Source organism: Streptomyces sp. NPDC090077, from assembly GCF_044747545.1.
Lineage (GTDB): Bacteria > Actinomycetota > Actinomycetes > Streptomycetales > Streptomycetaceae > Streptomyces.
In genome coordinates, this window is the sequence record NZ_JBIVEG010000020.1 from 135,904 (window position 1) to 148,331 (window position 12,428).

Annotated in this window: 12 protein-coding genes; 5 read left to right on the forward strand and 7 right to left on the reverse strand. The window is 74.7% G+C overall.

All coding sequences use genetic code 11. The features are described 5' to 3' along the window. Positions 1-19: 19 nt before the first annotated feature. On the forward strand, positions 20-733 hold the full coding sequence (locus ACIPW5_RS28105; RefSeq protein WP_401250456.1) for a gamma-glutamyl-gamma-aminobutyrate hydrolase family protein: 714 nt from the start codon (positions 20-22) through the stop codon (positions 731-733). Positions 734-804: 71 nt separating this feature from the next. Here the strand turns inward: ACIPW5_RS28105 and ACIPW5_RS28110 are convergent, their stop codons facing one another. Continuing rightward, the gene (locus tag ACIPW5_RS28110) at positions 805-1,305 is read right to left on the reverse strand and encodes a hypothetical protein (RefSeq protein ID WP_401250459.1); all 501 of its coding nucleotides are present in this window, start codon (positions 1,303-1,305) and stop codon (positions 805-807) included. A 167-nt stretch (positions 1,306-1,472) separates the two neighbouring features. Here ACIPW5_RS28110 and ACIPW5_RS28115 point away from each other — a divergent pair, with 167 nt between their 5' ends. Then, positions 1,473-2,252, forward strand: coding sequence for a hypothetical protein (locus tag ACIPW5_RS28115; protein WP_401250462.1), 780 nt, complete (start codon positions 1,473-1,475; stop codon positions 2,250-2,252). A 43-nt stretch (positions 2,253-2,295) separates the two neighbouring features. On the opposite strand, the gene ACIPW5_RS28120 is transcribed toward ACIPW5_RS28115, so the two are convergent. After that, on the reverse strand, positions 2,296-2,646 hold the full coding sequence (locus tag ACIPW5_RS28120) for a hypothetical protein (protein ID WP_401250464.1): 351 nt from the start codon (positions 2,644-2,646) through the stop codon (positions 2,296-2,298). A 113-nt stretch (positions 2,647-2,759) separates the two neighbouring features. Then, positions 2,760-3,683, reverse strand: a complete 924-nt coding sequence (locus ACIPW5_RS28125) for a LysR family transcriptional regulator (protein WP_401250467.1) — start codon at positions 3,681-3,683, stop codon at positions 2,760-2,762. A 70-nt stretch (positions 3,684-3,753) separates the two neighbouring features. On the opposite strand from ACIPW5_RS28125, the gene ACIPW5_RS28130 reads away from it, so the two are divergent. Next, on the forward strand, positions 3,754-4,878 hold the full coding sequence (locus ACIPW5_RS28130; protein ID WP_401250470.1) for a TDT family transporter: 1,125 nt from the start codon (positions 3,754-3,756) through the stop codon (positions 4,876-4,878). Here ACIPW5_RS28130 and ACIPW5_RS28135 read toward each other — a convergent pair. From ACIPW5_RS28135 to ACIPW5_RS28150, 4 genes are all read right to left on the reverse strand, one after another. Continuing rightward, the gene (locus ACIPW5_RS28135; RefSeq protein ID WP_401250472.1) at positions 4,847-5,578 is read right to left on the reverse strand and encodes a helical backbone metal receptor; all 732 of its coding nucleotides are present in this window, start codon (positions 5,576-5,578) and stop codon (positions 4,847-4,849) included. The genes ACIPW5_RS28130 and ACIPW5_RS28135 overlap by 32 nt on opposite strands. Positions 5,579-5,582: 4 nt before the next feature. Next, a complete protein-coding gene (locus tag ACIPW5_RS28140; RefSeq protein WP_401250506.1) occupies positions 5,583-6,128 on the reverse strand; it encodes a helix-turn-helix domain-containing protein in 546 nt (181 codons plus the stop codon). Positions 6,129-6,378: 250 nt separating this feature from the next. Further along, the gene (locus tag ACIPW5_RS28145) at positions 6,379-8,355 is read right to left on the reverse strand and encodes a peroxidase (protein ID WP_401250475.1); all 1,977 of its coding nucleotides are present in this window, start codon (positions 8,353-8,355) and stop codon (positions 6,379-6,381) included. 34 nt (positions 8,356-8,389) lie between these two features. Further along, the gene (locus tag ACIPW5_RS28150; protein WP_401250478.1) at positions 8,390-9,790 is read right to left on the reverse strand and encodes a galactose oxidase-like domain-containing protein; all 1,401 of its coding nucleotides are present in this window, start codon (positions 9,788-9,790) and stop codon (positions 8,390-8,392) included. A gap of 195 nt (positions 9,791-9,985) precedes the next feature. Here ACIPW5_RS28150 and ACIPW5_RS28155 point away from each other — a divergent pair, with 195 nt between their 5' ends. Continuing rightward, positions 9,986-10,891 carry a 5'-3' exonuclease H3TH domain-containing protein gene (locus ACIPW5_RS28155; protein ID WP_401250509.1) on the forward strand — a complete coding sequence of 302 codons (906 nt, stop codon included), beginning with the start codon at positions 9,986-9,988 and terminating at the stop codon, positions 10,889-10,891. 67 nt (positions 10,892-10,958) lie between these two features. Next, positions 10,959-11,804, forward strand: coding sequence for a siderophore-interacting protein (locus ACIPW5_RS28160; protein WP_401250480.1), 846 nt, complete (start codon positions 10,959-10,961; stop codon positions 11,802-11,804). The last annotated feature ends 624 nt before the right edge of the window (positions 11,805-12,428 follow it).

Here is a 12,428-nt window from a genome sequence, read left to right on the forward strand (position 1 = left end):
ACCAACCTGGAGGTAATCCGTGCCCAGGCCGCTCATCGGCATCACCACCTACGTGGAGGAATCCACCCGTTACAACGTGTGGGACCTCCCCACGTCGCTCGTGCCCTCCGGGTACTACGAGCTCGTCCAGGCGGCCGGCGGCGCGGCCGTCCTGCTGCCGCCGGACGAACCGGAGCGGGCGGCGGAGGTGCTGGGCCGGCTGGACGGGCTGATCGTCTCGGGCGGCCCGGACGTGGACCCGGTCCGCTACGGCGCCGCGCGCGACCCCCGTACGGGTCCTCCCGCCACGGTCCGCGACGAGTGGGAACTCGCCCTGATCGGGGCCGCCCTGGACGCCGACCTGCCCGTCCTGGGGATCTGCCGGGGCATGCAGGCCCTGAACGTCGCCCTGGGCGGGACCCTCATCCAGCACATCGACGGCCACGTCCACACCCCGGGCGTCACCTCCTGGCACCCCGTCACCCCGGTGGCGGGCACCCGCTACGCGGAGCTGGTCCCGGAGAAGGCGGAGGTCCCGACCTACCACCACCAGGCCGTGGACGTCGTCGGGCGCGGCCTCGTCGTCTCGGCGTACGCGGACGACGGCACGGTCGAGGCGATCGAGGACCCGGACCGCTCCCGCTACGTGCTGGGCGTCCAGTGGCACCCGGAGCGGGACAAGGACACCCGGGTGATGTCCTCGCTCATCGAGGCGGCCAACGAGCGCAGCGCGGTCGCGGTGCCGGTGGGCTGACCCGCCCCGCCCCTACGGGGCCCCGGCGCCTCTGCGCCGGGGCCCCGTAGGGGTCCCCCGCCCGGGTGACGTCAGAGGCGGCTGGCGGTGAAGTTGAGCGTCTTCAGTACGCCCGGGGACTTCTCCACACCGGTGGTGGTCACGGTGCCGGTGATGGTGGTGACCCGGCTGGGGTTGAGCAGGCTGTTGGAGCAGGCCACGTCCGTGACCCTGCCGATCCCGCCCGTGTAGGTGGGGAAGTTGAGCGTGCCGTGGTTGAGCGGGTTGACCCGGAGCGTGAAGTTCCCGGTGACCGAGGTGGTCTCGCTGTCCGAGATCTTGATCTCCACCTTGAGCAGGCTGGAGTTCGCGCTGACGGGTGAGAGCGTGATCTCGCGGTCGTCGAAGCCGGCGTCGGGGATGACGATCTTCCCGACGAACGGGGTGTCCTTGGTCGAGACGCCCGTGAAGTCGGAGACGCTGGTGCCGCAGGGGGCCGGGGCGGCCGCGTGGGCCGCGGGTGCCGCCAGCAGGCCGGCTCCCGCCGCCAGCAGGGCGAAGGCCGACGCGGCTCCGAGGGTACGACGGAACATGACACTCCGATCAGACCGTGGTCACCTTGCGTGACCTTTCATCGATCAGACAATCACTTTCCGCGTTCGGCATATGCGGTTCCGGCGTCGTGTCAGCGTCCCCCACACCATCGGCCCACCCGCCCGCCCGAATGGCTCCCCGCGGCGGCGGCGCGCACGCTGGGAGGATGCGGACCGAGGCGTACGGCACGGCCTCCGGCCCGGTGGCGGGGTTCCTGGAGAACCCGGTCGTCGGGATGGCGCCGTGGATCCTGTTCTCCCTGCTGGTCGGCCCGGGACGGTTCGAGATCGCGGTCGGGATCTCCCTGGCCTCGGCCCTCCTCCTGGTCCTCGTGGGCCGGCTCGTGCACCGGGGCAGCTCCTGGAAGCTGCTGGAAGTGGCCGACGTGGTGTTCTTCGCCGCGCTGGCCGTCGTGGGCGCCCTCGCGAGCGACGGGACCCTGCGCTGGCTGGAGACGTACGCGGGCGAGGTCGCGAGCCTCACCCTGACGGCGATCGCCTTCGGCTCGATGGCGGTGGGGACGCCGTTCACGCTCCAGTACGCCCGCGAGCAGACCGACCCCTCGGTGTGGAACTCGCCCGCCTTCCTCCGCACCAACTACGCGATCACCGGGGTGTGGGGGCTGGCCTTCCTGGTCACGGCCCTGGCGGGCGGCTTCGGGGACCTGGTGCTGCGCACCCCCGACAACATCTGGACGTCCTGGATCATCCCGATCCTGGCCCTGGTCGCGGCGCTGCGGTTCACCGCCTGGTACCCGGACGTGGTCCGCGCCCGCGCCGCCGGGACCCCCGGGCCCGGGCGTGCCTCGCTGCTGCTGCCGCTGGCGGGGCTGCTGGTGCCGATCGGCATCGCGGTGCTGGTCTTCGACGGCGGCGCGTGGTGGCTGGGCGTGGCCCTGATCGTGGCGGGCGCCCTGCTGACGAAGACGCTCAAGGCACGGGACTGAGCCGGGGAGCCGGATCCCCCGGCGCCCCGGCTTCCCGGTGGGATCAGCTGTCGAAGTTGACCGACCGGATCTTCATCGCCTCCGTGCCCTGGCCCGTGAGCGGCTTCAGCACGAACCAGTCGCCCTCGCAATCAGTTTCGGTGAACACCGTGGCCGACGCGGTGGTCCGGTTGCGCGGCGAGTGCGCGGGCTCGCTGGCGTTCGGGTCGGCGGCCTCGGGGAAGTTCTCGCACTCGCCGCCCGCCGGGTCGTCCATCTTCGCCCACTTTGTGGTGCCGTCCGGGGCGACGTACGCGTACTCGAAGATCCCCGTGGCGGCGGAGGAGGAGGACGGGACGGTCACCAGGAGCGTGACGGCGCCGAAAACGGCGACGGCTGCTTGGCGAAGACGCATGGGGGGTGGTTCCCTTCACGACGGGCGACAACGTGCAGGCGTCACCCTCCCGAAGGCCCGGCCCGGGTCACCGTCCGACCCGCGCCGAATCGATCCGCCCTCACCCGGACGGCCTACGCCCGCCGCCGCGTCAGCGACAGCAGGTCCCGCGCCGGCCCCGCCGGCCGGGCGCCCGTGGGCCAGACCGCGCGCAGGGCCCGGGACAGGGCCGCGTCCGGGACCGGGACCTCCACCAGGCGGCGGGCCGCCAGTTCCTCGCCCAGGGCCAGCTCCGACAGGACGCACGGCCCGGCACCGCTGAGCGCGGCCGCCTTGACGGCGGTGGTCGAGGCCAGCTCCAGCAGCGGCAGGGCCAGCCCCCCGGACGGGGCCAGAGCGGCGTCCAGCACCTGCCGGGTGCCGGAGCCGCGTTCGCGCAGGATCAGCGGGGCCGAGGCCAGCTCCGCCGCCTCCACCCCCTTCGAGCGCCGCGCCCAGGGGTGGTGCGGGGCCACCGCCACCACCAGGCGGTCCTGCGCGATGACGGCGGAGTCCAGCCCGTCCGGGACGCTGAGCCCCTCCACGAAGCCGAGGTCCGCCTCGTGGGTCAGGACCCGCTGGGCCACGTCCGCCGAGTTCCCGGCGTGCAGCGAGACCGCCGTGTCGGGGCGCTCCCCGCGCAGGGCGATCAGCCAGCCCGGCAGCAGGTACTCGGCGATGGTCATGCTGGCGGCCACCCGCAGCCGCGAGTCCCGCCGCCCGCGCAGCGCCTGCGCGCCCGCGTCGAAGGCCTCGGCGGCCTCCACCACCCGCCGGGCCCAGTCCGTGACGAGCGCCCCCTCCGCCGTGAGGGTCGAGCCGCGCGGGGAGCGGTCCACCAGGGCCACGCCGAGCCGGGCCTCCATCGCCCGGATGCGGCTGCTCGCCGCCGGCTGCGTGATGCCCAGGTGCCGGGCGGCGCCGCTCAGGCTGCCGACCCGGGCCACCGTGAGCAGCAGCTCCAGCGCTCCCAGGTCCGGCACGCGGTGTGCGAGCGGAACCGTCTCCTCGTTAGCCATAACATCAGTTTATGGCCTTATAGACGTGCGGCCTCTGCCGTACGGCCCGGCCCGCCGGGACGCTGGACCCATGGCCACCACCCTCGTGCGACCCCGCACCGTCACAGAACCCGCGCCCCGGACCCACAAGGCCCCTGCGCTGCGCCACCTCGGCCCCAACTGGTACGCCTCCGTCATGGGCACGGCCATCATCGCGAACGCGGGAGCCACCCTCCCCTACCAGCTCCCGGGCCAGCGCGTGGCCTGCCAGCTCGTCTGGGCGCTGTCCGCCGTGGCCCTCGCCGTGCTGCTGACCGCCCGCGCCGGGCACTGGCTGCACCACCGCGACCAGGCCCGCGCCCACCTCCTCGACCCGGCCGTGGCCCCCTTCTACGGCTGCCTGGCGATGGCCCTGCTGGCCGTCGGCGGCGGCACCCTGATCGTCGGCAAGGACCTGATCGGGACCGGCGCCGCCATAGCCGTCGACACCGCGCTGTTCACCGCCGGGACGCTGATCGGGCTGGTCGGGGCCGTCGTCGTGCCCTACCTGATGGTGGTGCGGCACAAGGTCGAGGCCTCCCAGGCCTCCCCCGTCTGGCTGCTGCCCGTGGTCTCCCCCATGGTCTCCGCCGCCGTCGGCCCCCTGCTCGTCCCCCACCTGCCCGCCGGGCAGCCCCGCGAGGCCATGCTCCTCGCCTGCTACGCGATGTTCGGCGTGAGCCTGATGGCCACCCTGCTGCTGCTCCCCCTGGTCTTCGGCCGGCTGATCGTCAGCGGCCCCCTGCCCCTGGCACTGACCCCCGCGCTGTTCCTGGTCCTCGGCCCCCTCGGCCAGTCCACCACCGCCGTGAACCAGCTCGCCGACGTGGCCCCCGGGGCCATCGACGCCTCCTACGCCCACGCCCTCGGCGCCTTCGCCGTGGTCTACGGGGTGCCCGTGATGGGCTTCGCCCTGCTGTGGCTGGCCCTGGCCGCCTCGATGCTGGTCCGGGCCGCCCGGAACGGCATGGGCTTCGCGATGACCTGGTGGGCGCTGACCTTCCCCGTCGGCACCTGCGTCACCGGCGCCGCCGGGCTGGCCCGCCACACCGGGCTGGACGCCTTCGCCTGGCTGGCCACCGCCCTGTTCCTCGGCCTGGTCACCGCCTGGCTGCTGGCCGCCGCCCACACCCTGCGCGGGCTGTTCAGCGGCCGGCTGCTGCCGAAGACCGCCTGATCGCCGCCCCCAGCACCGCCGGGGCCTCGGCCAGCGAAGGCCCGTACCAGGTCAGGTGGCGTCCGCTGACGAGAGCGGCCCGGAGGCCGGGAAAGGCCTCCGGGCCGTCGTCGGCGGAGAAGGCGTACGGCTCGTCCGGGAGCACCACCAGATCGCAGCCGCTCGCCGCCAGTTCGGCGAGCGGCACCTTCGGGTACCGCTCCGGGTGCCCGGCGTAGACGTTGCGCACCCCGAGGCGGGCCAGCAGGTCGCCCGCGAAGGTGTCCCGGCCCAGCACCATCCAGGGCCGCCGCCAGATCGGCACGAAGGCGGTCAGGTCCCCGACGGGTTCCACCGCCGCCCAGGCCTCCTCGGCCCGGTCCAGCCACTCGGGCCGCGCCAGCCCCAGCGCCGCCACCAGCAACCGGTCCAGTTCGGCGAAGGCCTGCGGGAGGTCCCGGATCTCGGTGACCAGCACCTCCAGCCCGGCCGCGCGCAGCGCCGCCAGGTCGGGGGCCCGGTTCTCCTCCTCGTTGGCGACCACCAGGTCGGGGCGCAGCTCCACGACCGCGCGTACGTCCGGGTTCTTCGTGCCCCCGATCCGCACCGCGCCCCCGAGGTCCGCGGGGTGCGTGCACCAGTCGGTGGCCCCCACCAGCGCACCCGGCGCGCTGACGGCCACCGCCTCGGTCAGGGAGGGCACGAGCGAGACGACGCGCACCGGCTCAGCGCCCCGGGGAGGGCGGCTCGGAGGTGGCGTGGATGTGGTCGCCGACGGCGACGACCAGCAGCCGGGTGTCCTCGGTGACGGCCCGCCAGCGGTGGCGCACCCCGCCCGACAGGAACAGGGCGTCGCCGCTCTCCAGCCGGTACGCCCGTCCCTCGGCCTCCACCTGGCAGGCACCGGAGACCACGTACATCAGCTCGTCGTTGCGGTGCTGGTACTCGCGGCCGGCGTCCTGGTCGCCGGTGAACTCCAGCGCGTGCAGCTGGTGGTGGCCGCGGACGAGGGGCCGTACTCCCATGACGGGCGTGAAGCCGGACTCGTCGGCGCGGACGAGGTCCACGGTCCGCGCGGTGTCGGAGGCGGCCAGCAGGTCCACGGCCGTGGTCTCCAGCGCGTCGGCGACCCGCTCCAGCGAACGCATGCTGGGGCGGGCCCGCTCGTTCTCTATCTGGCTCAGGAAGGGGACGGACAGGCCGCTGCGCGCCGACACGGCGGCGAGGGTCAGGTGCAGCGCCCGGCGCCGTTTGCGCACGGCGACGCCCACCCGCAGCGGCTCCTTGGAGTCCTTCTCCTTGTCGTTGGCATCGGTCGCGCCCGCCCGCGCGGGCGCGTACTCCCTGCCGTCCGTGGCGTCCTCGATGCTTCCGTCTTCCTTGCCGTTCATGTCGGGGCTGCCCTCCCCACGTCCTCGTCGCACTTCGGTGTGCTGTAAGCACCTTACGCAGCAACCGCCCCCGGATTCGCGTGCAAGAGCCCACCGGGCCGCGACCCGGTGGATTCCCGTCGTTGCCCGGTTACCCTACGTGCCCTCCGCCCGCGCGCCACAGCACGCGGTTGCCGTCGAGGACCACCACGTCACCGGAGGGGCGGACCAGCAGCCGGGCGGCGGGGTGGCCCGCGGTGCCGCTGCTCCACAGGTTCGAGCCCTCGGCCGTGCGTACGGTCAGCTCGCCGTCGGCGGAGAAGACGGCCTGGTTCCCGGCGCCCTCGGTGCCCGCGCTCCACAGGAGGGTGCCGCCGGAGTCGAGCAGGGCGAGGTCGCCGTCGGTCCGGAGGGCCAGGCGCACGCTGCCCGCGTCGAGGACGTCCCCGGCCCGCAGGACGGTGCCGTGGTGCACCTCGACGGATCGGTCGAGCCGGCCCTCGGCCAGGGCGCGCAGGGTGGGCAGCGAGGGCGTGAAGGCGTAGAGGGCGCCCTCGGTGCGGACGAACCGGCCGAATCCCAGGGTCGTGGCGCGGCTGCCGGTCGCGGCCTCGGTCTCGAAGGTGACGGGGGATTCCGGGCCGAGGACCGGGTCGGCTCCCACGCGGGGGTTGCGGGCGGGCGGGAAGTCGAGGTCGTTGATCCACCGCTTGGTCAGGAACTCGAACTGCTCCACGAGGTCGGCCTGGTAGCCGACGAAGACCAGGCCGCGCGAGGCCTCCTGCTCCTCGGCCGGGCGGTCGAAGTCGTAGGCGGGGCCGTACGGGATGCCGCGCCGGATGATCCGCCGTCCGTCCAGGGCGGCGGGGTCCAGCGGGGGGCGGCCCGGGACGACGACGAGGCCGTCGCGCGGGTTGCCCTTGCGGATGTGCGCGAACAGCGGGGTGTGCCAGCCCTCGGGGTCGCCCGCGTACGTCAGGGCGGCGTCCGGGTCGGTACCGAGCGGGGCGGGCTGCTCCGCGAGCGGGCAGCCGGCGATCGGGGTGCCGCCGGGCCAGCGGCCGACGAGGCGGGCCGCGACCCAGGTCTCGGTGGCCTCCGGCGGCGCGGCCCCGGCCTTCTTCAGCTCGGCGAGCCGCTCCCGGGCCTGGGCCCACCAGCCGGGAACGTCCTGGGCGAGCCGGCGGACCACCTGGAAGGAGCCACCGGTGGCCCAGGCGGGCAGTCCGGCGGGCCGCTGCCCGACCTTCTCCTGTCCGATCAGGAACTCCCCGGGCGGCAGCAGCCGGGTGCCGGGCTTGCCCTTCACGAAGGTCGCGTCGGTCGGGTCGGCGGCGTGGAAGCCGCGTACGCCGGGCTGGCTGATGCCGTCGGAGAAGCCGAAGTGCTCGTGCCCCTTCAGCGCCCCGGGGAGCTTGCCGGCGTCCTGCCGGAAGACGATCCGGCCGCCGGCCGGGCCGAGGGCCTTGCGGTGGCGGGCGACGGCCGCGGTGAGCTTGGCGGGGTCGTCCGCGGAGAGGCTGAGCACCGCATGCACCGCGCGCCCGGGCCCCTCGGCGCCGAACAGCCAGGAGCCGGGGGCGCTGTCGCCGGTGTCGCCGAGGTCCTCCGCACGCGCGGCGGGGCCCTGCGCGAAGGCCTCGGCGGTGCTGCCGGCGGGCAGTGCCGGGAAGGGCTCGCGGCCGGCCAGTAGCCGCAGCCCGGCGTGGGTCAGGGACAGCCCGGTCCACTGGGCGGAGAGCCCGTCCGGGTCGGCGCCGCCCGCCTTGAGCCGGGCCGCGCTGAAGGCGGCGTTGAAGCGGGCCATCTCCTCGGTGGTGGAGATGGCCGGCAGGAGCTCGCGGAGCCAGGTCCGGGCCCGTCCGGCATCGCGGAAGTGCAGGAGCAGCAGGCAGGCGTGGTCCTTGCGGGAGCCCGCGAGGATGTCGCCCTGGGTGGTGCGGTCGGCGCGCAGCGGCAGGACGGCGGATTGCACGGGGGCCGGGGCGGGCGCCGCCCCCGGGGGTGCCGCCGTCGCCGCGGTCGCCGCACCCGCGGCGTACGGGCACACGGCGAGCGCGGCGGCGGCCGCCGCCCCGGCCCTGATGACGGTCCTGCGGTCGGGGGTGAGGGGCTGGACGTCGTCCATCGGGGTCTCCTGGGTGTGGGGGCGGAGGAGGGGGTCAGGTCAGCCGGATCCAGCGCGCGACGCTGGGCACGCCCTTCGCGTCGAGGAGGAAGAGCATGTGGTGGCCGGGGGCGACGGCCGAGGACGCCGGCGGGGCCTGGAGGGTGAGGAGTCCGCCCTCCCGCCGTTCGATGCGCAGTTCGGCCGGCCCGCGGCCGGGCCGGGCGGTGTGCGGGGCGCCGGCCGGGGGCAGCAGCACGGCCCGCCGCACCCGGTCCGGGGTGCCGGTGCGCACCAGGAAGCGGTCCCCGGGGGCGAGGGGTGCGGCCGGCACCTCGTCGAGGGCGGGCCGGGGCCCCTGGTACAGGTAGGGCGGCTCGTAGACCTCGATGGTGCCGGGCATCCCGTCCCGCAGGTCCCCGTCGTGTGCGGTCTGCTGGAGTTCGTCACCGGTGATCACGACGCGGCCGTCGGGCAGGACCAGGGCACTGGAGTGGTGGCCGCGCGGCAGCCGCTGCACCGGGCCGAGCCGCCAGCCGCCCTTGGTGTCGCGCAGCTCCAGCTGGCGGTACCTCAGATCGGGGGCGGGGCTGAGCAGGCCGCTCGCGTAGTCGTGGATGTCGTAGGCACCGCTCGCGGTGAGCAGGGTCCCGTCGGGCATCAGAACGGTGCTGTCGCCGGCCCGGCCCGCGGCGGGGGCGTACGCGGGGCCGGCGGCCGCGACCGGATGCCCGAGCACGGGGAAGCGTTCCACCGCCGGGGCCCTGGTCCCCCACAGCGGCCCGGCCGCGCCCGGGAAGGCGGCCCTGCGGGTCGCCGCCGTCTCCTGCTCGCGGCTCCAGGTCTCGGTCCACGGGTCGAAGACCAGCGAGAGCCCGCTCCCGGCGGTGCCGCCGAAGACGCCGAGGCGGCCGCTGGGCAGCAGGGCGTGCCCGGTCCGGAAGAAGGAGCCGGCCGGGGGCGGGGTGGCCTTCGTGAACGCCCCGGCACCGGTGCCCTTCGCGGGGTCCCACAGGAAGGCGTGGCCGGCTCCGGTGTGCTCGAAGGAGAACAGCAGCACCTTGCCCGTCGGCAGCAGGGCGGTGTGCGCGCCGTACTCCGGGGAGTCGAAGTACTCCGTGAACGCGCCGTAGACCTCCGGCCGGAAACCCGCGTTCGCCCTGGCCTGAGACTCCGTCAGGGACTTCAGCCGGGCCGCCCTGGCGGCGTCGGGCCGGTCCGCCTCGTCCAGCATCGCCAGCCGGGTACGGGCCTGCGCCTCGGCGTTCTCGGGGCCCAGGCCCCGCGACTCGGCGGGGGACACCTCCCGGCGGACCCGCTCGCGCAGCTCGCCGGGGGTCTGGCGGGCGGGCGCGGCGGGATCCGGCGGCCCGTCGTGGGCCGCGGCGGGGCCGGCGGGGAGCAGGGACAGCACGGTGCTCGCGACGAGGGCGCGGGCGACTCCGCGACGGGGCATGCGGAACCCTCACAGGACGGGGGAAGGGACACGGCCGGACGGGCGGGGCGCCCTGCCGGTGATCCACACCCTCCGCGAGGGCGCGCGAACGCGCGCGCCGGGCGAACTGTTTGAGTGACGATCAGGTCACCCCGGGTGATCCCGGCGCGCCGTCGGCGTTGCGGCATCATCGTCTGCGTGACGACACGACGCCTGATGCTCCTGGACACCGCCTCCCTCTACTACCGCGCCTACTTCGGCGTGCCGGACTCCGTGAAGGCCCCCGACGGCACGCCCGTCAACGCCGTGCGCGGGCTGCTCGACATGATCGGCCGACTGGTGCAGGACCACCGGCCGGACGACCTCGTCGCCTGCATGGACGCCGACTGGCGACCGCACTGGCGGGTGGAGCTGATCCCCTCCTACAAGGCGCACCGGGTCGCGCAGGAGACGGAGACCGGCCCGGACGTGGAGGAGACCCCGGACACCCTGGCCCCGCAGGTACCGGTCATCGAGGCGGCGCTGGACGCGTTCGGCATCGCCCGGGTGGGGGTCGCCGGGTACGAGGCGGACGACGTGATCGGCACCCTCACCGCCCGCGCCACCGGCCCGGTGGACATCGTCACCGGCGACCGGGACCTCTACCAGCTGGTGGACGACGCCCGCGCACGCCGCGTCCTGTACCCGATCAAGGGCGTCGGGACCCTCCAGGTCACCGACGAGGCCTGGCTGCGCGAGAAGTACGGGGTGGACGGCCCGGGGTACGCGGACCTCGCACTGCTGCGGGGCGACCCGAGCGACGGCCTGCCGGGCGTGCCGGGCATCGGCGAGAAGACGGCGGCCAAGCTGCTGGACGCGTACGGGGACCTGGCCGGGATCATCGCCGCGGTCGGCGACCCGAAGTCGAAGCTGACCCCCACCCAGCGCAAGCGCCTCGACGAGTCCCGCCCGTACCTCGCCGTCGCCCCCAAGGTCGTCCAGGTGGCCACGGACGCCCCCCTCCCGGCCTTCGACCCGACCCTCCCCCACGCTCCCGCCCACCCCGAAATGGTCGATGCACTCGCCCATCGGTGGGGTCTGGGAGGAGCGATGTCACGTCTGAGCAGCGCGCTGCGCCCATGAGGTGCTAAGTTAGGTAATCCTAAGCTTGGTAAGACGTAAGGCTTCGCAAGGCGTAAGGGGAGAAACCGTGGCAGAAGGACGCGCCCGCACCGTCGGCACCGCAGTCGTGGTACGCACCGAACGACTGACGCCGCACATGGTCCGCATCGTGCTGGGCGGCGACGGGCTGGCCGGTTTCGGCGCGGGCGCGTACGCGGACCACTACGTGAAGATCCTCTTCGAACCCGAGGGCGTGCGGTACGCCGAACCCTGGGACATGGACGTCATCCGCGCGACGCACCGCCGCGAGGCCTGGCCCCGCCAGCGCGCGTACACCGTCCGCGCCTTCGACCCGGCCCTGCTGGAACTGACCATCGACTTCGTGGTCCACGGGGACGAGGGCCTGGCCGGCCCCTGGGCGGCCCGCGTCCAGCCCGGCGAGCTCGTCCACTTCCTCGGCCCCGGCGGCGGCTACGCCCCGGACCCCCGGGCGGACTGGCACCTCCTCGTCGGCGACGAGAGCGCGCTGCCGGCGATCGCCGCGTCCATGGAGCGGATGCCGCAGGGCGCGCGGGTGCACGCCTTCATCGAGGTGGACGGCCCGGCGGACGTCCAGGACATCCGCACCCCGGACGGCATCACCCCGGTGTGGCTGCACCGCGGCGACCGCCCGGTCGGCGCGGCCCTCCTGGAAGCCGTCACCAGCCTCACCTTCCCCTCCTCCGACGTCCACGCCTTCGTCCACGGCGAGGCGGGCTTCGTGAAGGAACTCCGCCGCCACCTCCGCATGGAGCGCGGGGTACCCCGCGAACGCCTCTCGATCTCCGGGTACTGGCGCCTGGGCGAGACGGACGAGGGCTGGCGCGCGATCAAGCGCGACTGGAACGCCACCGTCGAAGCCGAACAGGACGTCCCCACCCCGGCCGCCGCGTAGCGGCTCGGCGCCCGGGGCGCCTCCCCGGCTTCGCGCCGCTGCGACAGCCTCCGGCCGTCGGACGCGGGGCGGGGCCGGTACGCGTTGCCGCTGCGCGGGCCTGTCCCCTACCCGCCCTTCCACCGTTCCTCCCCCAGCTACCGCTGGGAGGTGCCCCCAGGGCTGCGCCCGGACCCCTCCTGGGGGCTCCGCCCCCAGACCCCCGCGCCTCAAACGCCGGCGGGGCTGAATACGTCAGGCCCAGACGGCCCGCGGACGCCGAGCCGGGAGAAGCGCGTAGCGATCTGTCGCGCCTGTCGGCTTCCCCCACTGCTCTGTTCGTGTTCTCGTGCGGGCATCAGCCCCGGACGGTCGTCGGACGCCAAGCCAGGAGAAGCGCGTAGCGATCTGACGCGCTCGGGTGCTCCGTAGGGCGCTCTGATCAACCTCTCGTGCAGGTAGCCGCGCCCCTGGCCCCGGACCGGGGATCTGGGGCCCGGATGCCCGGCCCGCCGAGGCCCGGCCCCTCGCCCATCGCTGAGAGGCCCGTCCCTCCCTCTCTGGACCGTGCCGTTTCTTTGGGGGTTTCCCGGCAGTCTTTCGGCTTTCCGGGGCGGGACGGCCTGTCAAGGGTCGCCGAAGGCG